Origin of the sequence: Sphingobacterium wenxiniae, from assembly GCF_900116225.1 — a bacterium.
GTDB classification, from domain to species: Bacteria; Bacteroidota; Bacteroidia; order Sphingobacteriales; family Sphingobacteriaceae; genus Sphingobacterium; species Sphingobacterium wenxiniae.
This window is the reverse complement of record NZ_FOZZ01000017.1, coordinates 42285-66475: the sequence shown is the minus strand read 5'-3', so window position 1 is coordinate 66475 and position 24191 is coordinate 42285. Positions and strand designations below refer to the sequence as shown.

23 protein-coding genes, 1 other RNA gene and 1 pseudogene are annotated in these 24191 nt (G+C 39.8%); 5 read left to right on the top strand and 20 right to left on the bottom strand.

All coding sequences use genetic code 11. The features are described from left to right. The 8 genes and pseudogenes from BM375_RS16400 to BM375_RS17540 all read right to left on the bottom strand — a co-directional run. Positions 1-299, bottom strand: a 299-nt coding sequence (locus BM375_RS16400) for a transposase (RefSeq protein WP_170852677.1), incomplete at its 3' end; no start/stop codon positions are given. Between the two features lie 194 nt (positions 300-493). Beyond that, positions 494-940, bottom strand: coding sequence for a nuclear transport factor 2-like protein (locus tag BM375_RS16395; RefSeq protein ID WP_093367632.1), 447 nt, complete (start codon positions 938-940; stop codon positions 494-496). Between the two features lie 2 nt (positions 941-942). Continuing rightward, entirely contained in the window at positions 943-1293 is a 351-nt protein-coding gene (locus BM375_RS16390) for a DoxX family protein (protein WP_093367631.1), read from the bottom strand. Positions 1294-1365: 72 nt separating this feature from the next. Then, the gene (locus BM375_RS16385) at positions 1366-2121 is read right to left on the bottom strand and encodes an SDR family oxidoreductase (RefSeq protein ID WP_093367629.1); all 756 of its coding nucleotides are present in this window, start codon (positions 2119-2121) and stop codon (positions 1366-1368) included. Between the two features lie 86 nt (positions 2122-2207). Next, positions 2208-2585, bottom strand: coding sequence for a helix-turn-helix domain-containing protein (locus tag BM375_RS16380; protein WP_093367628.1), 378 nt, complete (start codon positions 2583-2585; stop codon positions 2208-2210). 262 nt (positions 2586-2847) lie between these two features. Continuing rightward, positions 2848-3360 (bottom strand): site-specific integrase, encoded by a 513-nt coding sequence (locus BM375_RS17545; RefSeq protein WP_262987270.1) that lies wholly within the window; start codon positions 3358-3360, stop codon positions 2848-2850. Between the two features lie 42 nt (positions 3361-3402). Then, a pseudogene (locus BM375_RS17610) lies at positions 3403-3546 on the bottom strand (phage integrase SAM-like domain-containing protein); the annotation flags it as partial. Positions 3547-3558: 12 nt separating this feature from the next. Then, positions 3559-4044, bottom strand: coding sequence for an Arm DNA-binding domain-containing protein (locus tag BM375_RS17540; RefSeq protein WP_244525936.1), 486 nt, complete (start codon positions 4042-4044; stop codon positions 3559-3561). A 498-nt stretch (positions 4045-4542) separates the two neighbouring features. On the opposite strand from BM375_RS17540, the gene BM375_RS16370 reads away from it, so the two are divergent. Further along, complete coding sequence (locus tag BM375_RS16370) at positions 4543-5019, top strand: hypothetical protein (protein ID WP_139227631.1); 477 nt, start codon at positions 4543-4545, stop codon at positions 5017-5019. Positions 5020-5043: 24 nt separating this feature from the next. On the opposite strand, the gene BM375_RS17605 is transcribed toward BM375_RS16370, so the two are convergent. Then, positions 5044-5172, bottom strand: coding sequence for a hypothetical protein (locus tag BM375_RS17605; protein WP_262987269.1), 129 nt, complete (start codon positions 5170-5172; stop codon positions 5044-5046). A 2-nt stretch (positions 5173-5174) separates the two neighbouring features. Further along, on the bottom strand, positions 5175-6584 hold the full coding sequence (mnmE, locus tag BM375_RS16365) for a tRNA uridine-5-carboxymethylaminomethyl(34) synthesis GTPase MnmE (protein ID WP_093367625.1): 1410 nt from the start codon (positions 6582-6584) through the stop codon (positions 5175-5177). 110 nt (positions 6585-6694) lie between these two features. Here mnmE and ppk1 point away from each other — a divergent pair, with 110 nt between their 5' ends. After that, entirely contained in the window at positions 6695-8761 is a 2067-nt protein-coding gene (ppk1, locus tag BM375_RS16360; protein ID WP_093367624.1) for a polyphosphate kinase 1, read from the top strand. 49 nt (positions 8762-8810) lie between these two features. Here the strand turns inward: ppk1 and BM375_RS16355 are convergent, their stop codons facing one another. The 4 genes from BM375_RS16355 to BM375_RS16340 all read right to left on the bottom strand — a co-directional run bounded on the left by BM375_RS16355 (position 8811) and on the right by BM375_RS16340 (position 11573). After that, positions 8811-10199: a sigma-54-dependent transcriptional regulator gene (locus tag BM375_RS16355; RefSeq protein ID WP_093367622.1), complete on the bottom strand. Its 1389-nt coding sequence runs from the start codon at positions 10197-10199 to the stop codon at positions 8811-8813. An 89-nt stretch (positions 10200-10288) separates the two neighbouring features. After that, positions 10289-10680, bottom strand: an RNA gene (gene rnpB / locus BM375_RS16350) — RNase P RNA component class A. 46 nt (positions 10681-10726) lie between these two features. Further along, positions 10727-10960, bottom strand: coding sequence for a hypothetical protein (locus BM375_RS16345; protein ID WP_093367621.1), 234 nt, complete (start codon positions 10958-10960; stop codon positions 10727-10729). Between the two features lie 223 nt (positions 10961-11183). Beyond that, entirely contained in the window at positions 11184-11573 is a 390-nt protein-coding gene (locus BM375_RS16340; protein ID WP_212611708.1) for a type 1 glutamine amidotransferase family protein, read from the bottom strand. Positions 11574-11757: 184 nt separating this feature from the next. On the opposite strand from BM375_RS16340, the gene BM375_RS16330 reads away from it, so the two are divergent. Beyond that, complete coding sequence (locus BM375_RS16330) at positions 11758-12036, top strand: alpha/beta hydrolase (RefSeq protein WP_212611707.1); 279 nt, start codon at positions 11758-11760, stop codon at positions 12034-12036. Between the two features lie 81 nt (positions 12037-12117). On the opposite strand, the gene BM375_RS16325 is transcribed toward BM375_RS16330, so the two are convergent. The 3 genes from BM375_RS16325 to argS form a co-directional block, all read right to left on the bottom strand. Next, a complete protein-coding gene (locus BM375_RS16325; RefSeq protein WP_093367619.1) occupies positions 12118-13314 on the bottom strand; it encodes a BaiN/RdsA family NAD(P)/FAD-dependent oxidoreductase in 1197 nt (398 codons plus the stop codon). A 6-nt stretch (positions 13315-13320) separates the two neighbouring features. Continuing rightward, positions 13321-14400: a Gfo/Idh/MocA family oxidoreductase gene (locus tag BM375_RS16320; protein WP_093367618.1), complete on the bottom strand. Its 1080-nt coding sequence runs from the start codon at positions 14398-14400 to the stop codon at positions 13321-13323. A 94-nt stretch (positions 14401-14494) separates the two neighbouring features. Beyond that, positions 14495-16279, bottom strand: coding sequence for an arginine--tRNA ligase (gene argS, locus BM375_RS16315; protein ID WP_093367617.1), 1785 nt, complete (start codon positions 16277-16279; stop codon positions 14495-14497). Between the two features lie 108 nt (positions 16280-16387). On the opposite strand from argS, the gene BM375_RS16310 reads away from it, so the two are divergent. Next, on the top strand, positions 16388-17779 hold the full coding sequence (locus tag BM375_RS16310; protein ID WP_093367615.1) for a type III PLP-dependent enzyme domain-containing protein: 1392 nt from the start codon (positions 16388-16390) through the stop codon (positions 17777-17779). 41 nt (positions 17780-17820) lie between these two features. On the opposite strand, the gene BM375_RS16305 is transcribed toward BM375_RS16310, so the two are convergent. Next, the gene (locus BM375_RS16305) at positions 17821-19323 is read right to left on the bottom strand and encodes an alpha-L-fucosidase (protein ID WP_093367614.1); all 1503 of its coding nucleotides are present in this window, start codon (positions 19321-19323) and stop codon (positions 17821-17823) included. Positions 19324-19335: 12 nt separating this feature from the next. Next, positions 19336-21432, bottom strand: a complete 2097-nt coding sequence (locus tag BM375_RS16300) for a glycoside hydrolase family 2 protein (protein WP_212611706.1) — start codon at positions 21430-21432, stop codon at positions 19336-19338. Between the two features lie 135 nt (positions 21433-21567). On the opposite strand from BM375_RS16300, the gene BM375_RS16295 reads away from it, so the two are divergent. After that, positions 21568-22062 carry a GNAT family N-acetyltransferase gene (locus tag BM375_RS16295; RefSeq protein WP_093367611.1) on the top strand — a complete coding sequence of 165 codons (495 nt, stop codon included), beginning with the start codon at positions 21568-21570 and terminating at the stop codon, positions 22060-22062. A gap of 70 nt (positions 22063-22132) precedes the next feature. Here the strand turns inward: BM375_RS16295 and BM375_RS16290 are convergent, their stop codons facing one another. Next, on the bottom strand, positions 22133-24163 hold the full coding sequence (locus BM375_RS16290; protein WP_170852696.1) for a mechanosensitive ion channel family protein: 2031 nt from the start codon (positions 24161-24163) through the stop codon (positions 22133-22135). Between the last annotated feature and the right edge of the window lie 28 nt (positions 24164-24191).

Sequence of the window (24191 nt, the reverse complement as noted above, 5' to 3'; positions counted from 1 at the left end):
CGCTTAGGGACGATCTTAGGCTCGAAAGTGCCGTTTCGGTCACGACCGCTCTCCAGTTCAAAATGACCCGATTGGAGGCTTCTTACGGTCTTTTTTGTCTTCCCGTTTTTACGGTTCGACTCTCCGGAAGCTTTATTCTCCTGCAGGTGGTGATCAAGCTCTCCTTCTAACATCGATTCCAATAAGTGTTTTAGCATAGGGGCAAAAACACCGTCTGTACCACCCATTTTCTTGCCTTTATAAAGGCCTTTCATTGCTTCTTCCTTGAAGCGCTCAAAATCAAATTCCTCTTTTTCCATTTGCTGTGTCTAATATAAAAATTCTTTATTTGACACAGTTTACTTTACACCCTCATCAATTTAAGAAACAGCCCACCGTTTTGGTGGGCTGTGTTGTTTTACAGGCTTGCTACAAAAGATTGTTCCAAACATTTAATCTGCGTGATAGCAATATTCTTATGTTCTAGGATTTTGCAGTGTTATCAGCAATCTTTTTAATATCGCATTCTCCAACTTGTTATCAGTCCGTTTTCTACGGTAAACAAAAAGTTGGCTTTGTTTGTGTAGCCGTGGCTTGAATATTGTCCTTTTACAACAACTTCATTTTTACTAATTACGGTAAATTTAGGATTTGCAACTTTGCCTTGACGACTGATGATGTCACTTTCTATCCATTTTTTTGTTTCTTCGGGTGTTTTCATTTTTCCGTCAGCACCATATGCTTGGGTTGCTTTTTCTGAAAACTGTGCTCTGATAAGTTCGGCATTTTCCGCTTCCATAGCTTCAATCAAAGCTTTTACAGGTTTTAATAAAGTCTCATCTTGCATTTGTTTTGAATTTAAAATGTTGTTTTCATTTATTTTGTTACTGTTTACCTGCCCACACGCAGTAAGTGTGGAAGAAAAAAACAGTGAGATTAGGAATAATTTGAAATAAGTCATTTTTAATTGTTTTTTAAAGGGTATTGCAAATAAATAATAACGAGATTAAGTAACAAAAAAGGTATTTCTATTGCTACACCTTTCAAATCTTTGCTCAATAATTGCAGACAAATAATCATCAATATTCCTGCTGCCATTAAGAAATTTCCCCACACGAATGTTTTGGGAAACAATATCAAAATCGAAGCCAGTAATGTTACTGCTCCATTGATGACAACAGCATTTTTACTAAAATTCCATTTGCCGAACATTTCCAGCATTTCAGGTTTTGCAGTCAGCATATTCCAACCGTGTTTTGTTCCCATAAACACGGCAAAAAGTATCAAAACAGAGTTGATTATTTTTAATATCATCGTCTTTGGTTTTAAAGAAAAAGGCAAACAACAAAGTTATTCGCCTTATAAAAATATAAAATACTTGCTTTATTATCTCGTTGTATAACCACCGTTTGCAAAAATGGTTTGTCCAGTAATCCACCAACCGTCAGTTACTAAAAACTCAACCAATGGAGCAATGTCTTTGATATCGGTCAATCCACCTAAATCAGAAGCCTGTTTGTGGTAAGCCACTGCGTCATCACTTTCTTGTCCGTAGAAAAATGGTGTATCCATCGGTCCTGGAGCAACTGCTGTTACGGATATTCCTCGTGAACCAAATTCTTTGGAAGCCGCTCTTGTAAAATGTTCTACTGGAGCTTTTGCTCCTGCATAAGTAGAATAATATCCGGTAAACGCTGCCAATAATGAAGTTACAATCGTGTTGATTTTACCGTTATCATTCAGTTTTTTTCCTGCTTCCTGGATAAAGAAATAAGCCACTTTTGCGTTGATGTCGCTCATACTGTCGTACTCTTCTTCGGTGGTATCAACAAATGGTTTTTTAAGCACTTTACCTACTGTATTAATGGCAATATCAACACCTCCAAATTTTTCGATAGTAGCATCAAAAAGTTTGGCAATGTTTTTTACATCTGTTAAATCTGCTTGATATAAAAATGCTTCTCCACCTGCGTTTGTAATGTCAGCCAAAGTTTTTTCGGCGTCTGCTTTTGTACTGTCACTATTGTAATGAATAGCTACTTTTGCTCCTTTGTTTGCAAAATCACGGCTCAATAAACCGCCTAAGTTTTTTGCACCACCTGCAATTAAAACTACTTTTCCTTTTAAATCGTTTCTTACCATTTTATTTGATTTTAAATATTTTACAAATTGATATTGTAAAGGTGGCAAGACTTTGTGTTTATTTCGTGGTGAACTTTTCGGAACTTTTATTTTTTGTTTTCCTTTCTGAATTGTCCAGGCGTTTGTCCTACAAATTTCTTGAAGAATTTTGAAAAATTGGAAGGGTCGTAAGTGAGTTTTTTTGCGATTTCTGCAATGGATCTATCTGTTTGTAAGAGCATTTTTTTTGCTTCTTCGAGAATTTTGAGGTCGTAAAAATGGCAAGGGTGATTTCCGGTTTCTTTTTGGATAGTGTCTGTCAAATGCTTGTGCGACAGAAATAATTCACTTGCAATTTGATTGATCTCCATGAACTCGTCAACCTTTCCTGAAACCACATCTGCAATGTGTTTATCCAAAAACTGAAAGTAGGTTTCAGTAATTTCTTTGCTTCTTTTTAATATTTCTTGTTCGGATTGTTCCATCTGCCTTAAATCGAAAAATAACACAAAGATGCAATTTTTTGAAAAACTTAATATGGTGAACTTTTCGGTTTTACTTTTGGGACAAGGATTTTTGTAAACTTGCTAATAATTCTCGGATTGGTAAAAGCTATCCGTTTTTGTCTATGAAACAATCGGTAAAATACAAGAAAAAGCCAACGCAATTAGCGCTGACCTTACTTGATTGGTTTCAGAGTTGAGTCACAAAAGACTGCTCCATACCTTTAAACTTATGCGATACCTTTTACATATCCTTACCTACTTTCTCATTGAGTATTTTGGCATAAATCTGCGTGGTGGCAATATTCTTATGCCCTAACATTTTGCTTAAGCTTTCCAAGGGAACGCCCTCACTTAAAAACAATGTGGCAAACGTATGACGAGCCAAATGAAAGGTTACTTTCTTTTCTTTAAGGCAATCAATTTGTTGAGATATTCGCTTTAGGCTGTCATTACAAACTGTATTTGATGGTACAGGAAATACCTTTCCGTCCTTTGCAAATCCTGCATACTTTTCGATAATCATTTTCGGTATATCCAAGAGCATCACGTTTGATGATGTTGCCGTTTTCTTTCTGCGTACAATAATCCATTGGTTGCCGTCAAAGAAATCTTGAATATTACTGTTTATAAGCCCTTTCATATCCGAATAAGACAACCCCGTAAAGCAACTGAAAACAAATAAATATTTAACCAATTCGTCTTTCTTTTTCTCGCAGTTAAACGTTACAAGATGTTCTAACTCATTTCGTAGCAGATAACCTCTGTCTTTGTCCTTTTTGGTATTCTTGTATTCGCTGAACGGATTAAAAGCAAGATGCTTTCTGCTCATTGCCAATCGGCAAAGCGGGGTAAATCCAATCATATAAAGCCAAATAGTGTTGTGTGTTAAGCTTTGGTCGTCACGCAGATAATAATCAAAATCCTGCACAAAATCAGATGTAAGGTCATTGAATTATAAGTCAGAGTAACCGTATTTTGTCAGTGCAAAATTTCGCAGGTGTTTTAAAAGTATTTTGTACTTACTACGTGTGCCATTTACACGAAGTCCATTATTGACCTTTTTCTCATAGTCAGAAAGGAACTGTTCATAGAATTTGAAAAAGGTCAGTTCTCCGCTTTGCATACCGAGAAAGGCATTTTTAAGTTTGACACTGTTTACCGCTCCCTCATTCTTTAGGATTTTTGAATAACATTCCTCGATACCCAAACGGATTTTATCAAGCTTGCCGTTTACCTCTTGGGCTTCTCGGCTCTTTCCTAAAACCCTGCCGTACTTCAAATCCCAATTTGTTGCGGAAATATCCAACTTGGTGCTGAATGCAGACTGCTTACCGTTTACGGTAATTCTGCACATAACCGTTACCTTTCCGTTTTTCTTCGGGGCATTCTTTTTAAGGTAGAACAATACCTTAAACGTTGATTTTTTTGTCGTTTCCATACTCACAATTCTTAATGATAAAATTAAACCTATGTGAGCTGCGGAACAATATGAAAAAACTATGCAGAAAGCTGAAATACAGTGTTTTAATAGTTTTGTTTTCTGCTTTTAAAAGTAACGTTTTAGTAACCCTACTTTTGCCAAACCTCGCTTTTTATTGCTTTTTACCTCATTACCAAAAAATCACAAAACAGCTGTAAAGTCTTTATTTACAATTGTTTTACCTCTTTTTAATATTTGATGTATTTTTACTGAAAATTTATTTTAAAGTTTTCTATTTAAACCTATAAGGTTTTTCCTGATACGGAGGTGTTTGTGAGCCCCCGTTTTTCTCATGGATATATAACCAAACCTTATAGGTTTTTATTTTAAATGCAATAAGGTAGCAATTTTAACAAGTGAATCTTCATTTAAATCCATTAAAATTATTATATTCTACACAATTTTGACGAATATTACTAAGAATACACTAATTCTGCAATTTTAACAATTATGGACATGGACGAAGATTACTTTAACTACGAAATGCCCGAGTGGGATCGGAATAGGTTTTCCAGCGAGGACGACGAGGGTGAAGCATGGAAAATGCAACCTCAATGGGATGCAGTCGAGAAACTCTATGACCACTGTCGTGAGATTTTTAAGTTGTGTCATTTATTGAATGAATCCATATCGGGAGAATGGGCTGAAAGTAGCCGTTCTATGATCATGGCAAATACCAGTATTATCGGGGCAAAGATCGTGGGCGCAGAATCCGGAAACCTCTACATCCTCCGAATGGAAAACGCAGCTATTATTCGCCTCAACATGATCGAGCTTCGCCACCAACTTATTATGTTGAACGAACTGCAACCTGATCTCAACCCCTACTGCCAGCACATACTGGCTGAAATCGAAAAGTTTAAGCAACAATTCAAAGTTTGGATTTCATTTTTCAAAAACGATGAATTCGAAGATGATTGGGGGTTGTTTTAAGTTAATAGAAAAACAGTTCTTCCTTTATGAAAACAAAATAATCCCCAAAATAATCCCAATCACCATAACCACGTACAACATGATTTCATTCTTGGCAAACTGTTTATACTTTGTCCAGAAGGAATAATCTTCTTTCTCTTGTTGACTTTTCATACTTATTTTCCGATACAGAATTTACCAAAAATAGTACCCAAAATATCCCGATCTATATCAATATCACCCGTAATGCTGGAAATATGCCGTAGAGCCGTGCGTACCTGATGCGCAAGCAAATCACCCGGTAATCCAGAAGCCATACCAAACTCCACCTGTTCAAGTGCATCATAGGCCAACTGTAGGGCTTCCAAATGACGGGTGTTGGTAATAATCTGTTGACCCTCCAACTGCGAATCTTTGATAGCATTTACTAAAATATCTTTCAATGGGCGTACACTATCCGCATCTTTAGCTGAAATTGCCACCAGCGTATCTGTGTACGCCGTGAATAAAGCTTCTTTGATCGCCTGATCCATCACATTTTCGAAATAACCTCCCTTACGGTCAATCTTATTACGCACTAATATTACTTTCAGGCCATCGAAGTAGAGGGATTTGACCTGATTAATAACTTCTTCAGCTGTATTATCGAACTCATCGTACATGTACAGCAATACCTTCGCCTGCTTTGCCTTTTCTTTGGCTTTAGTAACACCAATTGCTTCTATGGTATCCTCCGTGTCGCGGAGGCCAGCAGTATCGATGAAACGGAAGGTAATCCCATCGATATTGAGTGTCTCTTCAATCGTGTCACGTGTTGTACCAGCGATATCGCTCACAATCGCTCTCTCCTCATCTAATAGGGTATTGAGTAGGGTTGATTTCCCAGCATTGGGTTTCCCTATGATCGCCACAGGAACTCCGTTCTTAATCGCATTTCCATAGGTAAAGGAGTCTATCAGTCGATATATATGCGTTTTTAGCTCCGTAATAAGTGCTTGAAATTGTTCCCTATCCGCAAATTCTACATCTTCTTCAGAAAAATCCAGCTCCAATTCCAATAATGCTGTGAAATTGATAAGCTTATCACGCATTTCCTGTAATTTATTACTGATACCTCCCCGCATTTGGTTCATCGCTACCTCGTGCGAAGCTTTATTCTCGGAAGCAATCAAATCTGCTACCGCTTCTGCCTGTGCCAAATCCAATCCTCCATTCATAAATGCCCGCAGGGTGAATTCTCCAGGGTTAGCCGCGCGTGCTCCTTTCTTTATCAGCAGGTTAATAATTCTCTCAATAATATATTTAGAGTTATGGGTAGAGATCTCCACCACATCTTCCTTAGTATAAGAATGCGGAGCAATAAATAGAGATACCAACACCTCATCAATAATCTCTCCATCATCTCGGATAGTACCAAAATGGATGGTATGCGACGCTTGTTTGGTCAAGTCTTTTCCCTTAAAAACTTCATTGGTAATACGAACGGCTTCCAACCCTGAGAGACGAATAACGGCAATTGCGCCATTTGTGCCTAGAGAGGTTGCCAATGCTATAATTGTATCGCTTGAAATTAATGCTGTTGACATATTACAAAGGTAAGACTTAGATTTTGATTCATATCTATTTAATATTTTCTTTATATTTAAGACATATTAAGGATATACATTTATCGAAGAAAAAAGTGACAAAGAAAAAGATGGTAAAAAAGTATATTCCTCGTGATATTAGCTGGTTGAGTTTCAATGATAGAGTACTTCAAGAAGCAGCCGACGAGGATGTTCCCCTTTCTGAGAGAATCAAGTTTTTGGGAATATTCTCCAACAATATGGACGAGTTTTATCGTGTACGGGTGGCGGGCCTAAAACGTGCATTGGCACTGAATGAAAAAGATGCAAAAGAGATTTTCTTTGAACGTCCACAGGAAATCTTAGACATGATTAACAAATCGGTCATCAAACTTCAAAGAAAGTTTGACCATATCTGGGATAAGGTACAGGTGGAGATGGCCAAACAGAAGGTCTTCATAAAAACAGCTGAAGAACTTGATAAAAAACAGCAGGAATTTGTAAAAGACTATTACGAAGAAGAGGTCGAATCCAATATTATCCCCCTGTTATTGGACGATTCACGGCCTATGCCTTACCTCCGGGATAAAAGTCTTTACCTGGGGATTGCTATGCGAAAGACAGATTGGGAATATGAAACCCGTTTTGTGATTATCGAAATCCCAACCAATCAAAATGGCAGATTCATATTACTTCCTTCTCCAAAGCATGAAAAGCATGTGATGTTATTGGAAGATGTTATTCGGTTCAATCTTCCTTTTATCTTCTCCTATTTCGGGTTCGACACCTTTATGGCCCATGCTTTCAAAATCACCAAAGATGCGGAATTTGATCTTGATAACGACATCAACACTACTTTAGTCGAGAAAATTGAAAAGGGTATCAAAAACCGTCGAAAAGGTAAACCTACACGTTTTGTTTTCGACAAAGATATGGACTCTTCATTAATCGAGCTACTGATTAAAAAATTGCATCTGACAAAAAAAGACAGCATTATCCCTGGACAACGCATCCATAATTTCAAACATTTCATGAGCTTTCCGAAAGTGTTCAAAGCGGAAAGCAAACCCGAAGAACGGACTTCTTTTGACCATCCTGACATTGCAGGGAGACAACGTATCAGCGATGTCCTTCTTAAGAAAGATGTACTTCTCTCCTTCCCATACCATAATTTCCATCCGGTTATTGACTTATTGCGAGAATCCGCAATGGATCCGCAGGTTACAGCCATACAGATGACAATCTATCGTATGGCAGAAAATTCCAAAATTGCCAATGCTTTGGTCAATGCTGCAAGAAATGGTAAAGAAGTCACCGTCATGTTAGAACTTCGGGCACGTTTTGACGAAGAACACAATATCGATTGGAAAGAGCGTTTTGAAATGGAGGGAGTTCAGGTATTATTGGGCTTGCCGGATAAAAAAGTACACGCCAAATTGTGTATTATCAAAAAACGTGTTAATAACAAAACCCTCCAATACGGCTTCGTCAGTACGGGAAATTGTAATGAAAAAACAGCTAAAATATACGGTGATTATTGTTTAATGACCAGCAATCGTACGGTTATGGCAGACATCAACAAAATTTTTGCTGTACTGAAAAAGCCTAAAGTTGATATTTCCCAAAGCTTAAAACCTTGCACCAATCTTTTGGTATGCCCTACCAATATGCGCGATGCTATAATGGCTTATATTGACAAAGAGATCATTGAAGCACAAAACGGCAGAAAAGCACATATCATCATTAAAGTCAATTCCCTAAGTGATAAAACCCTTATAAAGAAACTATATGAAGCAGCAGAGGCCGGTGTTAAAATAGATCTTATTATAAGGGGGATTTACTGTGCCATGAATCAAAAGAGATTCAAGGAACCAATCCATGCTATTAGTATTGTAGACGAGTATCTGGAACATGCCCGTGTCCTATATTTCTACGGTGGCGGCAAGGAACATGTTTACATTTCATCGGCAGACTGGATGCCACGCAATCTTGACCATCGTATTGAGGCAGCTGTTTATATCATTAACAAAAAAATTAAAACAGAACTCATCGATATGCTTCACATTCAGCTGAAAGGGAATGTGAAAGCCCGTATTCTGAATAATAGCTTGGACAATACTTATGTAACGAACAATGAACCTCCGTTTCGCTCACAAGTAGAAACTTATAGATATTTAAGGAGTAAAGTAAAGGAGTGACAAAGTAAGAGGTAAGAGGGGCGTGTTTTTACACGCCCCTCTTACTATTTTATTCTACTCTTTTCAACCCGAATTTCTCAATTTTATGGTATAAGTGGCTTCTCTGAATACCGATTTCATCGGCAGTTTTAGAAACGTTCCAACCGTTTTTATCTAGTTTGAAGTTGATGTATTCTTTTTCAGCATAATCTTTGTAATCCTGAAAAGATTCAAACTGTTCAAAATCAATTTTAGTGGCAGTATCGCTACTGTTCGCTGTAGTAGATACACCAGAATTAGCCGATGTTGGGTTAGCATATAAATAGACTTCCTTGTCCGTTATTTTCTTATCGCTCAAGATAATCAAGCGCTCGATCATGTTGCGTAACTCCCGAATATTACCGGTCCAAGGAAAGCTTTGCATGGCTTTCATTGCGTCTGTAGTGATTTCTTTAGTCGGGATATTGTACTCCCCACAGATTTCGTCACAGAAACTGGAAGCAATTACAGGAATATCATCTGCACGTTCCTTTAATGATGGGACATGGATAAGAATCACGCTCAAGCGATGGTACAGGTCCATACGGAAGTTGCCGGCTTCTATTTCCTTTAACAAATCCTTATTCGTCGCAGCAATAACACGTACATTGACTTCAATTTCCTTTTCTCCACCTACGCGGGTAATCTTATTTTCCTGTAAAGCACGCAACACTTTCGCTTGAGCAGAAAGGCTCATATCACCAATCTCATCCAAAAAGAGCGTACCACCGTTGGCTTGCTCAAATTTCCCTATACGCTGTTTAACAGCTGAAGTAAACGACCCTTTTTCATGGCCGAAAAGTTCAGATTCGATAAGCTCAGAAGGAATAGCAGCACAGTTTACCTCAATCAATGGAGAAGAAGAGCGGTTGGATTTTTCATGTAGCCATCTGGCCACAAGCTCTTTACCGGAGCCATTCTCTCCAGTCACCAAAACCCTTGCATCTGTAGGTGCCACACGCTCGATAGTCTCCTTAATAAGTGAGATGCCAGCAGATTGTCCTAAGATTTCTTTCGTTCTGGAAACCTTTTTCTTCAAGACTTTCGTCTCCTTTACCAAAGTGCCTTTTTCCAAAGCATTGCGAACCGTAATCAGTAAGCGGTTCAAATCCAATGGTTTCTCTAAAAAATCAAAAGCTCCCCTACGAGCAGCTTCAACTGCGGTTTCGATGGTACCATGTCCTGAAATCATGATGAATGGGGTTTCGGCAATCTCCTGCGCGGCAGTCAGCACTTCCATCCCATCCATTTTATTCATCTTGATATCACACAACACCAAGTCGATCTTTTCTTTCTTCAGAATCTCCAGCCCATCCGGACCATTGTCTACGTCGAGTACTTTATAATCTTCGTATTCCAATATATCCCTTAAAGAACTTCTAATAGGACGCTCGTCATCGATAATCAGTATTGTAGTCATATATCTTTTGTTGATAAAGAGGCAAAATAGTAAAATATGGTATAAAACACAACAAGCACAGCAAATTCAAACAGGTCTAAGAGAAGTAAAAAGAAGCAAACCTTGTAAGCCGGGTTCTGTACCCTCCTGTTAAACAAGTGGATTTCTATCATTTATCTACGCTTGTATTCGCACACAAGCTGTATCAACCTACCCATTGCGAACCCCGACAAGTCGGGAGAAAACGAGCAGCTTTCGAATTTCGCAACCTATTTGGTCTTTCAACACACGAGGTTTACCGTAATGCATGTCACCATACAAGACCGTGAGCTCTTACCTCACGTTTTCACCCTTACCCTTCGACAAGCGCAAGGCGGTATATTTTCTGTGGCACTTTCTGTCTACCCGAAGGTATCCTTCCCGTTAGGAAGCGTGTTGCTCTATGTTGCCCGGACTTTCCTCTTTCCTGCCAAGGCAGAACAGCGATAGAACCGGTTTGCTTCGTTGCAAAAGTACGCAATCCAATGCAGATTCCGATAAAAGAAATATTAGTCTTTCTCGTAAAACCCGATACTTCCACCTACCCAGTCCATATCCTTGTTATAGTCTACCCCTATCATTTTCCCCCTGCTCAGACGAGATAGGTTGGTGACAATCTCCGGATTTTCTGCTCCTTCCGGACAGATAGCCAGAAGACAAATCTCGCATTTAATCAATTCACCTCGTGTGTCTTGGATACAAGGGTGATAAGCAGGTAGAACCAATTGGAATGGGAAATCCAATGTACATCAGCTTCTTTTTTATCTGGCGGACAATATCATCAAAAGCCGTGAGTACTTTGTTTTTCAGATCGCGGTCTATAAATACGGGCGACTCAGCAACCCTGAAATCAAGCGTATTCGGATAATCCCGATTTATATCCTGTAACATATTGTCGTATCTAGCTTCGCTAAACGAAGCATTGAACCGCTCTCTGGTGTCTTTTATCACAGCTTTTTTAGTTTTTTAATCACATACTAACTCCAGCTTATGCTGAAAAACCTTTTCCAAGAAATTTGGCAAAATAACCGATTCTGTAAGCATAATTTTATCTGGGTCTTCCAAGTGCTCCAACATGCTGTTGAATTTCTCTTCACCAAAATTTTCAATCACCATTTTACTTTTTTCCTCTTTTTGGAAATGTCGGAACATGCCCTCTGCATCGGCTTCGGGATGAAATTGTGTTCCAAAGAACTCATTGTTAAACCTTATTGTCATTACTACCCGTTCTAGATCAATATGCGGACGCTCTTTTTCCAGGCATACAATCTTAGCCTCTAAAAGATCCATACGCTGCAAATTAGGCTGAATCACCTGGCTGTAAGGCACCTCGGCTTCGATACCGAAATCGATCAAGTTAGCATGTATCCCATATCGCCCGGCGCGTCATTTATTTTCGTTGATAAGGTATTTCGGATATTTCCGATAACTCAGATTTTTTTCATTCAGCGCATACAATTTTGCAACCAACGCCTGCATAACTGCTGCCAGACAAATCGTTTCATCGACGCGCATAGGCACGTCACAAATGCGGAATTCGATGGTTGGGAAAAAAGGATGCAAACGCAAATCGAGGGCATTGAAAAAAGATTTGTCTTTTTGGTTTGAATGTGGCACAAACGATGAAACAACGGATAGAAATAATAATAATGGTGTTATCGATTCCATAGAGGATACATTAGAATTAATCGATGAGCTACACCTTATTGGTTATTCAAAGGAAAGTACAGCTTATGTGGAAGTAGAAAACGGAGAACATAATTTTGATACTTGGAAGAATGTGTTTTCAGATTTTTTGGATTGGACATTAAAGCTATAAAGAAAAGTGACCAAAGTGCACGAAGTTACGGTGGTGATGGAAGTATTATCATCCATCACTATCTTCACTACCATCACCTGTTTACAAATCCTGCGCAATTAAATAACCGGATGCCCAAGCCCATTGGAAATTATATCCACCGAGCCAACCCGTAATATCCACAGCTTCGCCGCCGAAATACAATCCTGCATGTTTTTTGGATTCTAAGGTACGTGGATTCAATTCCTCGGTCGAGATTCCACCACGCATCACCTCAGCCTTATCATAACCTTTATCCCCTGCTGGTTTTACTGTAAACTTATGAATGGTATCGCTGACTAATTTAGCATCTTGCTTACTCAATGAGGCAATTTTAAGATCAATAGGGAGATATTTCCCTAAAGCATCTACCATTTTACGCGTAAAGTAATCGCTCAGTAGCTGCCCTATTGTTCGTTTTCCACCAGACTGCCGTTCTTGCTTTATACACTCGTCTAAACGAAACTTAGGCAATAAGTCTATCGTAAAACTTTCGCCTGCCTTCCAATACGAAGAAATCTGGAGGATAGCCGGACCACTAAGTCCCCAATGCGTAAAGAGGATATTTTCCTCAAAGCTTATCTGTTCATTGTAGACTCTTGCGAAAACCGAATTTCCAGCTAAGGAAGCATACCATTCGGCATCTTTTCCAGTGATAGTCAACGGAACCAATGCTGGTGCGGTTGTTATAACTTGTAAACCGAACTGTCTTGCCGTGCGAAGCGCAAAATCCGAAGCTCCCAATTTAGCAACAGGCAATCCTCCTGATGCAAATACAACCTTCGGTGTAACGATGCGGCCTTCTTTACCATCTCGCTCGTAGGTAAGTGCATAAGCCCCGTTCTCTTGCTTCTGGACGGTCTTTACAAACGTATTCAACCAAATATCTTGAGCAGTATCATACATCAATTTTGTAAAAACAGCGACAATGTCTTTGGCCTTATTGGTTGTCGGGAAAAGCTGACCAAGCGTCTTTTCCTGCCCTTGTATATTCCCAAAGTTCTCAAAGAAAGAAATGGTGTCTTCTACTGTCCATTGCGAGAAGGCTGTATGCAGAAAATGAGGGTTTTGGGTGACAAAATTGTCTATGGATGTATAAAGGTTGGTGAAATTACATCTACCCCCACCAGATATAAGAATCTTCGCACCGGGTTTTTCATTCCTTTCCATGATTAAGGTGCGTTTTCCCAATAGACCAGCTTGGACGGCACACATGAGTCCACAAGCGCCTCCACCTATGATTATTGCATCGTAGTCCATTTTATATTAATATCCTATCAGCAACCCTTCTAAAGAAATTACCCTTTGTTCTTTCCAGGATTGCTCTGCGGCTTCCAGAATACGGATAACATCACGTCCTTGCTCTGGCTTTACAATAAGCTCAGCTTCGCCATGCAGCACATCAACTATATTCTGGTAAAAATCTTGTCCAGTTCCTATCGCACTAACGACTGTCTCTTCCACATCTTTTCCATCTTCCAACAGGTTTAAAGTACCGTAAATATTCGGGTTTTCCTGTCCCCAATCGGTATGCTCATGAGGTAAGGCTCCTGCACGCAATAAATTCTCTTGAGGATCGACTCCCGGCTTCACAAAAGAACCATTCCAACCATATATGGCAAAACGTGGTGTAGGAGCTTTTGCTAACATCTGTCCAAAGAGGGAAACTTTTAAGTTTGGATAGCTCAAAATAAATTCAAAATCATCCACAGCTCGTGCACCTTCCCGTGATCTGCGCAAGTCAGCAAAAACAGCACCCGGTTTTCCAAAGAGCTGTAAAGCTTGATCGATTAAGTGTGCACCTAAATCATAGTGCGTACCTGAACCGGGTAAATCTTCTTCACGCCATTGCCCAACCCGTCTATAATTACGGAAGCGGTCAAAACGTGCTTGGTAATTGACCACCGGTCCTAATCTCCCCTCTCTGATAACCTCTTTCACCGTCTTGAAATCCGAGTGAAAGCGTGCGTTATGGTGTACCGTAAGCAGAAGACCTTTAGCTTCTGCCAAAGCGATCAATTCATCGGCTTCGGCTGTAGTTATGGTGAAAGGCTTTTCCACTACAACATGTTTTCCGGCTTCAAGAGTACGTTTTGCCAAAGAGAAATGCACATCATTCGATGTAGCAACCACGACTATATCTACAGCGGCGTCATCAATGATATCCTCTACAGTAGATACCGCTATTGCTTCAGGATATCTTGATGCCAACAGTTCTTGTTGCTCTGCCTTACGTGCAGTGACTTTATAAAGTTCTAAAAAAGGATTCCCTGCAATAAAAGGTGCATGGAAAACCTGCCCGCCAATAGAAAAACCAATTAATCCTATTTTGTATGTTTTGTTCATCGAATAATCTTATAAAAAACTATCATTATTTTGATTTGGTTAGGAGGGAAACTAAAACTCCTTACTCAATACTCACTACGCAATACTACAAAACCTACATCCTCTCCGGTACTCGAATGCCTAATAGGCGCATACTCTCAGCTATAACCTTAGCGGAAATTGCTGATAAATGCAGGCGGAAAATTTTTGCGGTTTCGTCTTCTGCTTTCAAGATGCTTTCTTCGTGGTAAAACTTGTTGTATATCTTTGCTATTTCATACACATAGTTTGCCAAATGAGCAGGAGAAAATTCCTTAGCAGCTGTTTCCAATATCGCTGGATAATTACTTAAAGCATTTATCAAATCCCGTTCATATACAGATAATTGTTCCGGGTTAACAACAGCGACAGATGAACTGTAATCGGCTCTACGCAATACCGATTTGATACGCGCATGTGTGTATTGAATAAATGGTCCGGTATGTCCTTGGAAGTCTACCGATTCATTCGGATCGAACAATAGTCGTTTCTTAGGGTCGACCTTTAAAAGGAAATATTTCAAAGCACCCATACCTATGGTATCGTATAAATCTGCTTTTTCTTCCTCCGAGAAATCGTCCGTTTTTCCTAATTCTTCCGTCCGTGTTTTTGCAGTTTCTAACATCTCCTGCATTAGGTCGTCTGCATCAACTACGGTACCTTCGCGCGATTTCATCTTACCTGAAGGCAAATCAACCATCCCGTAAGAAAGATGGAACAATCCTTCTGCCCAAGATTTGCCTATTTTCTTTAATATCAAGAAAAGCACCTTAAAGTGGTAATCCTGTTCATTACCAACAACATAAATAGACTCATCCATCTGGAATTCATCGTATTTCAATTGTGCAGTACCCAAATCTTGTGTAATATACACGGAGGTACCGTCACCACGCAACACCAATTTCTGATCTAACCCTTCATCAGTCAAGTCAATCCAAACCGAGTTGTCCTCTTTTTTGAAGAAAACTCCTTTATCCAAGCCTTCTTGAATAATGTCTTTTCCCAATAAGTAAGTATTGGATTCGTAGTAGAATTTATCAAAATCTACCCCAAGTTGCTTATAAGTTTTTTCAAAACCCGCATACACCCAACCATTCATCGTTTTCCATAATTGGATAACTTCCTCATCGTTGGCTTCCCATTTTTGCAGCATCAATTGCGCTTCCTTCATTAAAGGTGCATTTTTCTTTGCCTCTTCTTCCAATTGACCTTCTGCTTTTAAAGCATCGATTTCTTTTTTGTACTCTTTATCGAAGATGACATAGTACTTACCTACTAAATGGTCACCTTTAAGGCCGGATGATTCTGGAGTTTCTCCATTACCATATTTCTGCCATGCCAACATGGATTTACAGATATGTATTCCACGGTCATTAACCAAATTTGCTTTGATAACATCATAACCATAGGCTTTTAGAATCTCAGCAACCGAATAACCTAAAAGATTGTTACGAATATGCCCTAAGTGCAATGGTTTATTGGTATTCGGGGAGCTATATTCCACCATTAATTTCCTACCATTCGCAGGGAATTTTCCATAGTTATCTTCCAGCATTGACGTATTGGCCAATCCAATCCAATAAGCATCCGATAAACTAATGTTCAGGAATCCCTTAATGACATTGAAATCTGCGATACTTGAAATCCGCTCTTTCAGAAAGGTTCCAATCTCGGTACCTGTCTGTTCCGGCGATTTTTTGGAAAAGCGGGTAACGGGAAAGGTGACAATGGTAATCTGCCCTTCAAATTCCTTACGGGTTTCCTGTAAGGTAATCTGTGCAGCAGGAATATCGGCAGCATAAAGCTCCTTAACAGCTTGTACTGTTTGCTCAATTAATGTCTGTTGAATAGAAGTAGCCATGTAATTATTTCGTAAATTTTATAACTTTCTGATAATGAGATTGAAAAATATCACAGATTATGATTGTTATTCATTATGAAAGTATATCTTTGCCAAAAATAATAAAAAATGCAGAGCTATCAGGAATTTCTTGACTTAAGTGTTGGTTTTCCACAAGACGGATTCGAGATTATCGATGACGAATTGTACTTCCACGATTTGAATTTGATGGAGATGATAGAGACGTACGGTACTCCCTTGCGTTTTACCTATTTGCCCATTGTCAGCAAAAAAATTCAACAGGCTAAAATCCTTTTTCAGACGGCCATCTTGAAAAATGATTACCGAGGTTCGTATAAATACTGCTATTGTACGAAATCTTCCCATTTTAAGCATATTGTTGAAGAAGCGCTTAAAAACGATATCCACTTGGAGACCTCGTCGGCATTCGATATGCCTATGATTGACTCACTCGAAAGAGCAGGTACAGTCACCAAAGATATTACAGTCATTTGTAATGGCTTTAAGACATATCAATACAAACAGTATATCATCGACATGATCCATGATGGGTATACGAATATTATCCCTGTTTTGGACAACAAAGAAGAATTCAACCTCTATGACGATGAAATCGAATTGGATGAACCTTGCGCTTTGGGTATTCGTATTGCATCGGAAGAGCAACCAGACTCACAATTTTATACGTCGAGATTGGGTATCCGTATGGAGGATGTTATCGATTTTTACAACAACAAGGTCGCAGACAATCCTAATTTCAAGGTAAAATTGCTTCACTTTTTCATTAATTCCGGTATTTCGGATACGCCTTATTACTGGAACGAATTAGAAAAATATGTTACCTTATATTGTAAGTTCAAGAAGGTAAACCCAGATTTAGACACCTTAGACATTGGTGGTGGTATGCCATTCAAGGACTCGTTGGTGCATGATTTTGACTACGAATATATGGTCAACGAAATCGTCAACCGCATTAAGCAGATCTGTGCTCACCATGATGTTATGGAACCAGATATCATCACTGAATTTGGAAAATATACTGTAGCCGAAGCATCGGGTATCTTGTACAAAGTATTGGGCCGCAAACAACAGAATGACCGTGAGAAATGGTTCATGATAGATGGCTCATTTATTACTAATCTTCCTGATGTTTGGGCTTTGAACCAAAAGTACATCCTCTTACCTATCAACAATTGGGATTCCGAGTATGAACGGGTGAACTTAGGGGGGATTACTTGCGACGGACAGGATTATTACAATCAAGAAGCCCACATGAACTCGGTGTTCATGCCAAAAACTAGAAAAGTACAATATTTAGGCTTCTTCCATACTGGTGCTTATCAGGATGTATTGAGTGGCTATGGCGGTATACATCACTGTCTGCTACCTTCACCTAAGCATGTCTTGGTTAGAAGAAATCGGGACGAGACGTTCAACTATGAAGTGTTCGGAGAGGAACAAAACTCCAAACAAGTTATGAAACTGTTAGGATATCAATAAAAAAAGCGCCTTATGGCGCTTTTTTTATTGCTTATATTTCTCTACATCTTAGCATCCATCAGCTTCTCTGATTGCGCTTTCGGAGCACCCAATTGCATTTTGATAACAAAAGCACGTTCCGATTTAAAATCCGCCGGCAGTTGAATATCATAGTAGGTGTTCTTATCCAAATCCAAACCAATATCCGAGTGTTTCACTTCAAGAGCCTTTTTATTCACCAACAGCTGTGCTGTAACGGGTACCTCCTCCGCTTTCTTAGGAACGGCTATGCGAACAATATTGTTGACAGGTTTGTTGAAAACCGTAAGGTAAAGGGTTTGGTCCTTTTTGGTATAATACCCCAACTTAGAAGTTGGTAAGCCTGCGTGACGCACCCCATACACAGCCTCACCGTTCACCTGCATCCACTCGCCAATTTCTTTGGCCAATACATCTTCCCCAGGATGCATGTTTCCTTGCCCATCCGGCCCAAAATTCAGTACGAAATTACCATTCATAGATACAGAATGCATCAACATATCCAATAAATCATCAGTAGTTTTCGTGTAGAGACCAGACCAGTCTTTCATATACCCCCAACCGTTAGGCGGAATAGTCATCACCGCATCCCAGTCATTGCCATCCAGCCATTCGAAATCCTGCGGCATTTTACGCTCCCAACCTTGTTCATAATCGCCTAATAACCTACCGTTACTATCAAAATGTCGCTTTCCATACTCATCATTACGGAAGCGCGAACCAATAATTAATCCCGGATGTTTCGCTCGCAACTCTTTTTCCAGATTATAGGTGAATTCATAAGCTTGAATCCAAGCTTGATCCCATGTACCATCAAACCAAAAACCTTTAATCTGTGGATAATTATCAAGCAGCTCCAAAAGCTGATTTCGGGTGTACTGTAAGAACTGGTTATACTTTTCCTTTTCTTCTGTTGTCTGCGGAGCTTTGTAGAAATAATCTGGGTTATTCCATTCCAACACCGAAAAATAGAGATATACATCAATCCCTTCAGCTGTATAGGCATCTACAACCTCCTTAACAATATCCTTTTTGTAAGGAGATTTGGTGATGTTATAATCCGTATATTTCGTTGGCCATAGCGCAAAACCATCATGGTGCTTAGTCGTAAAAATCATGTACTTTGCGCCCATATCTTTGGCCTGCTTAGCCCATCGCTTCGCATCAAAAGACTTAGGGTTAAATTGCTTATACAAATTATCGTATATGGACGTCCAGTCATTAGGAGCATTCGGACCGCGCCAAGAACGTATCCATTCTGAAGCCGCAGCTCCTCCCCGTGCGCTCACACCTTCCCATTCATTCCCCGGGATTGCATAGACACCCCAATGAATAAATTGTCCGAGTCCGTAGTTTCGGAATGCTTCCATATTCTCATCTGTACGGTTCGCTGCCACCAACGGACCATATTTGATTTCTTTCTGTTCTGTGATTTTAGGCTTTGGCCCCGTCCACTGTGCTTGAGCCTGTAGCGCACAAAGTCCTACAGTTCCCGCCACTAACGCATATTTCAATAATGTCCTCATTTTTCGCTTTTTTTAATCTAATATCCAAGTCATCTCATCTGTCAACCCCTTATCTTCTCCATAAGCTTTGATGAGGTTCTCACCTTTATTCAAGCTTACCTGATCAACGACCCAATGCTTCGCATTGACACCTTGTTTCGCTGGATAAGCTTTACCATTTACCTCGATAGTGACAGCAGGCAGATTGGAAAATACCTGGATTTTGCTTGTTCCCTGTGTCCGTTTATTATCCCTTCTATTCGCAAGATAGATCATCGGTTCCGGGTTCCAATTAGCTTTATACCAGTAGAAAGAATCCTTTTTGCGTTTCCGGTCAAACGTAATCAGACCTTTCAGGTTACGGGCATTGACGCCACCCCGATTCCATGCAGGCACGGCAAATTCAAACATATTCCACACGTAAGAAGCGACAATAATAGGATTCTGTTCAATCATCGCCCATTGTTGGATATGGGTTTCTGTCTGGTAATTTTCCTGAAATGATTTTCCGGTTACCACATTTTCAGGTTTTTCAATAGATTCTTGTCCGATATCGATATTCCCATCCGCTCCATATTCTGTAAGCATCACCTTATATTCCGGAAAATCTTGTTGTACCTTTTTTGCCCAAGGGCCTAAATCCTCGATTTTGCCACCATACCAGCCAAAGTAATGATTGATACCCTGCACATCGGTAGAAAGGTTTTCCTGACGGTCGATGACATTATATCCGCTAACTGCACCGGTATATCGATCGGGGTCCAATGTTTTGGCAATATCATTCAGCTCTCTTGACAGGACAGGAACCTGTTCATCGGCCGTTTTCGAGTAGACCTCATTATGTACTCCCCAAATATAGATGGACGGATGGTTAAAATTTTGTTTAACCAATTCAGTCATCTGGGATTTGGCATTATCATTTTCGTAATGAGACACCCGGTTTACAAAAGGTATTTCTGCCCAAATAAGAAATCCAAGCGTATCGGCTAATGCATAAGCTTCCGGCGACTGTTGGTAGTGTGCTAACCGAACCGTAGTCACTCCCATTTCCTTCATCAGCAAGAAATCTTCTTTGTGCTGTTCAAAACTTAGTGCAGAACCAAAGCCTTCACGGTCTTGATGACGACAGACACCATACATTGGATATTGCTTCCCATTCAGAAGCACACCTTTTCCAGCTACAATCTCTACAGTACGCACACCTAAAGGTTGCTTTACGGCATCCTGTTCTTTTCCATTCACGACAAGCTTTGCATGTACGGCATAAAGGTAAGGATCCCTTATACCATCCCATAAATGCGGGTTTTTAAGGGACAGACTTTGTGTGGCATAGGTAACACCTTGCGGACTGATGCGCACAGGTTGTTTTTCACTGACAACCAGCTTGCCTTCATGATCACGTATTTCGGTAATCAGCTCTCCTTGTTGTACCGTTTTTTCTTTGGTTTCAAGTTTGGTTTCTATTTGAATATCCGCTCCTTTTGCCGATACATTCTTCTGCCGTATGTAAATTCCGGGAGAAGCCTGGTCAGTGACCAAAAAATTGGTTTTGTTGGTCGTGATGATATGAACCGGTCTGTAGATACCGCCATACACAGGAAATAGAAACTGATTGATAGGCAATACATCCCTCCGTGATTTGTTATCGGTAACCACCGTTATCGTATTTTCCTTATCGTACTCCACCGAATTGGTGATTTCAAAGACAAACATGGAATAACCACCTTTATGCTCACCTATATAATTATCGTTAATATAAATCTGCGCCACAGCGCCGACACCTTCAAACTTGATAAAAGTCCGTTTATCCTTATCGGAAGGATTCACCTCAAACTTCTTTCTATAGACGGCTTTGCCTTCAAAGAAGTTTCGATCCGTTTGCATGTCGACCTTGTTGTAGGTATGAGGCAATTGAACATCTTCCCATATCTCTAGGCGCGTCCATTGCCCTTGGCTTTCAACGTATTTTTGTCCGTTATCAAAATCCGTAAAAATGGTCGAGTTATTGGCTTTATAATATTGCCAGTTGTCATTAAAGGGTTTCACTTCCCTTGACTGTCCAAAAAGAGAGGTTGCACCAAGTAGGCCAATGGCCAAGAGAAAGGAGTTCTTATGTTTAAATATCATCATGCGTTAATAGGATTATAACAATAACCGAATATAGTTGTATTTAAGCACATTTACCCCACACAATCGTTTGCATGAAACACGAAAACGTTTAAGTAACAGGATTGTTTTGTTCTCCTTTTATGCTAAATTTAAACCATGCTATACGTCGAAGAAAACAATTTCATTATCCGTCCCTACGATCCACAGGATCTCTCCTTCTTTCTGGAAATGTACAACGATAAGGAAGTAATGACCTTCATACCTGGAGGGCTAAAAGAATGGAATGCCCATGATGTTGAGGAGAAAATGGTAAAATACAACACACAGCCCGGCATTGGCATACACACCGTTGAAACCAAGGAACATGAGTTTATGGGTGAAGCGGGAATTTTCAACTATCCGGAAACAGATGCTTATGAGATTGGTTTTATCTTACGACGCAACTTTTGGAATCAAGGGTATGGAACAAAAGTGTGCAAAACACTTCTGAGTTATTGCCGTACGAACTTGCATGCTAAACGGGTATATGCACGCTTATATAAGCAGAATTCAGGTTCGGCGAAAGTGTGTATTAAATCAGGTATGAAACTCGTACAAGAAGACATTCTTCCCGATGGAAGTGTCAGATTGACCTTTTCTATTGATCTTTAAAATTCAATCAATTGTTATCTCGTTGAAAACGAGGACGAGGTTGAAAAAAAGACTTCCGAAGTCTTTACTATTAACTTGAGGTCACCTTAACCTGCTTGGCATCCATTTCCTTCTTGACCGTTTCCAAAAATCGGCTGCGAAATCTTTCAATCAACCGCATGTGTTTTATTCCCACCTGCAAAGCAATCTGATAATTATCCGCAGTCACGTCTTTCGTCCAGATTTTCAATGGCACTTTGCTATCAACTTCGTCAAAGGAATATATAGTCTGTTTCAACCATTCTTTCCATTCCTTTAAGTCAACAGTATTTTGCACCGTAAGCTGCATATTTAGCCGAATATCCGAATCGGAGAATGTCCAGTTCACTAACCGGCCAGATAACAAATCCCCGTTAGGAATAATGATCCGGGCGCCTTGGTCCGTGAGCAAGGTGCTGGAACGAATGCCAATTTGCATCACCTGCCCTTTCTTATCTCCAATTTCCACAAAATCACCAATTTTAAAAGGCTTCTCAAAAACCAGTATGATACCAGAGACAAAATTGTTGATAATGTTTTGCAAACCCAATCCTATACCAACACTCAATGCGCCTATGATGACGGTCAATTTATCTAAGCCAAGGCCTAGGATACTGATGCCAAAGAGAAAGCCTACGACCATAATAAGAAGTCTGAATAAAGGAAACAGTGCCATTTTTTGGCGGTGAAGATCTGTAGTCGATGGATTAGTCAACAGATTGGCCAGATTCTTTTGAAACCAGTTTGCTGTCCAGATCACAGCAATGGCTAGAACAAGATTACCATAAGTAAATTGCACACCGCCGATTTGACGTGGAGTCGAGAATATTTTATCCCATATGCCAGCTGCCTCCCGGGTCGAATGTAAATTATTCAGCAAAGCGAGAATCACCAACAACACAGCGCAGAAACGCAACAAACGCCCAAAGCTGTTCAACAGGCGATCAAGGTCAAATCGCTTTATCATCGATTCTTTATCGGCCCGATTATAATGGTTTTCCATATCCCGTAACAACATCTCTCGGAAAGATCGTAGGGAAATTGCCTGCAAAAGCCCTATTCCCGCGGCAAGGCTCCACATGCGCGAGGAATCCAAATGCCCGATTAAAGTCGATATAATGGCCAGCACATTGCCCAGTATTAATGCCCAACGCGCATATTTATGCATATAACCCATCGGATTATCCGCCGTGGCCTTTTTCCCGATACCCCATATCAGACCTATCGCTAATAAGTTGGTCAAGACTGCTACAGATCGGCTCCACCAAAGTTCAGAGAGAAAAAGATTGACACCAAGGAGAATAAGGTAATAAATAAAAATGCTATTCAGCACCTTGTGCTTAAACGGGGAAAGCTCCCTATAGACCAATATATATAGCATCAAAAAAATCAGGAAATAGCTAACCTCTAACACCACGACCGGAATCGTAAAAGACGTAAACGGCAACAGAACCAAAAAGAAAATACAGGCTTTCAATGCCGGCACCCAAATCTGTGTACTCTTTTGTAAGGATGGAGTATCTGTACCTTGCTCTGATTTTCGTTCAATACGCAGTAACCAATAAAAGTATAGAAAACTACATAAAACCAAAAGAATACGACCTCCCCAGGCCGACAAGGCAAAGTAATCTGGTGAAAGTCCATCTTTTGCTAAATTTTTCTGCATGGTTTTGGATAAACGACGTGGTGTTATAGGTTTATCTACCATGGTCTTGGCTTCTTCCAATTGCTTTGATACCGTAGATTGTAAATAATCTATATCTGTCAACAAACGTCCAAGATTACTTTCAATACGTCGTAAAGTATCTGTTAACCCAACAAATTGTACTGTTGTCGAATCGCTAACCAAATGTTCAGCAATACCTGAACTATCTATCAATCCTTCAAAAATTCGCTTTTGCTGTTTTGCTTGCAATATTACTTGACTTAGGTTATTAACTTCGGTTTTAGTCCCTCCCAAATACACCAAAACACTGTCCATAAACAGTGTGTCTTTGGTATATTTTCCCCAAGACAATTTATGCTTCAAACTATCCAGCTCTTTATCCCATAACTTCACCCTGGTTTGCCAATGGTGTACCATTTGTCTCGTCTGGTTTTCTCTAACCTCT

Excerpts from the sequence above, each read along its gene's own strand:
- BM375_RS16325 (WP_093367619.1), bottom strand. The coding sequence starts at position 13,314 with ATGGACTACGATGCAATAATCATAGGTGGAGGCGCTTGTGGACTCATG.
- BM375_RS16385 (WP_093367629.1), bottom strand. The coding sequence starts at position 2,121 with ATGGTAAGAAACGATTTAAAAGGAAAAGTAGTTTTAATTGCAGGTGGT.
- BM375_RS16305 (WP_093367614.1), bottom strand. The coding sequence starts at position 19,323 with ATGAGGACATTATTGAAATATGCGTTAGTGGCGGGAACTGTAGGACTT.
- BM375_RS16390 (WP_093367631.1), bottom strand. The coding sequence starts at position 1,293 with ATGATATTAAAAATAATCAACTCTGTTTTGATACTTTTTGCCGTGTTT.
- BM375_RS17605 (WP_262987269.1), bottom strand. The coding sequence starts at position 5,172 with ATGAAAAGTCAACAAGAGAAAGAAGATTATTCCTTCTGGACAAAGTAT.
- BM375_RS16370 (WP_139227631.1), top strand. The coding sequence starts at position 4,543 with ATGGACGAAGATTACTTTAACTACGAAATGCCCGAGTGGGATCGGAAT.
- BM375_RS16295 (WP_093367611.1), top strand. The coding sequence starts at position 21,568 with ATGCTATACGTCGAAGAAAACAATTTCATTATCCGTCCCTACGATCCA.
- BM375_RS16290 (WP_170852696.1), bottom strand. The coding sequence starts at position 24,163 with ATGGTACACCATTGGCAAACCAGGGTGAAGTTATGGGATAAAGAGCTG.
- BM375_RS16355 (WP_093367622.1), bottom strand. The coding sequence starts at position 10,199 with ATGACTACAATACTGATTATCGATGACGAGCGTCCTATTAGAAGTTCT.
- BM375_RS16330 (WP_212611707.1), top strand. The coding sequence starts at position 11,758 with ATGGTTGGGAAAAAAGGATGCAAACGCAAATCGAGGGCATTGAAAAAA.
- BM375_RS16380 (WP_093367628.1), bottom strand. The coding sequence starts at position 2,585 with ATGGAACAATCCGAACAAGAAATATTAAAAAGAAGCAAAGAAATTACT.
- BM375_RS17540 (WP_244525936.1), bottom strand. The coding sequence starts at position 4,044 with ATGGAAACGACAAAAAAATCAACGTTTAAGGTATTGTTCTACCTTAAA.
- BM375_RS16310 (WP_093367615.1), top strand. The coding sequence starts at position 16,388 with ATGCAGAGCTATCAGGAATTTCTTGACTTAAGTGTTGGTTTTCCACAA.
- BM375_RS16395 (WP_093367632.1), bottom strand. The coding sequence starts at position 940 with ATGACTTATTTCAAATTATTCCTAATCTCACTGTTTTTTTCTTCCACA.
- ppk1 (WP_093367624.1), top strand. The coding sequence starts at position 6,695 with ATGGTAAAAAAGTATATTCCTCGTGATATTAGCTGGTTGAGTTTCAAT.
- BM375_RS16320 (WP_093367618.1), bottom strand. The coding sequence starts at position 14,400 with ATGAACAAAACATACAAAATAGGATTAATTGGTTTTTCTATTGGCGGG.
- BM375_RS16300 (WP_212611706.1), bottom strand. The coding sequence starts at position 21,432 with ATGATGATATTTAAACATAAGAACTCCTTTCTCTTGGCCATTGGCCTA.
- mnmE (WP_093367625.1), bottom strand. The coding sequence starts at position 6,584 with ATGTCAACAGCATTAATTTCAAGCGATACAATTATAGCATTGGCAACC.
- argS (WP_093367617.1), bottom strand. The coding sequence starts at position 16,279 with ATGGCTACTTCTATTCAACAGACATTAATTGAGCAAACAGTACAAGCT.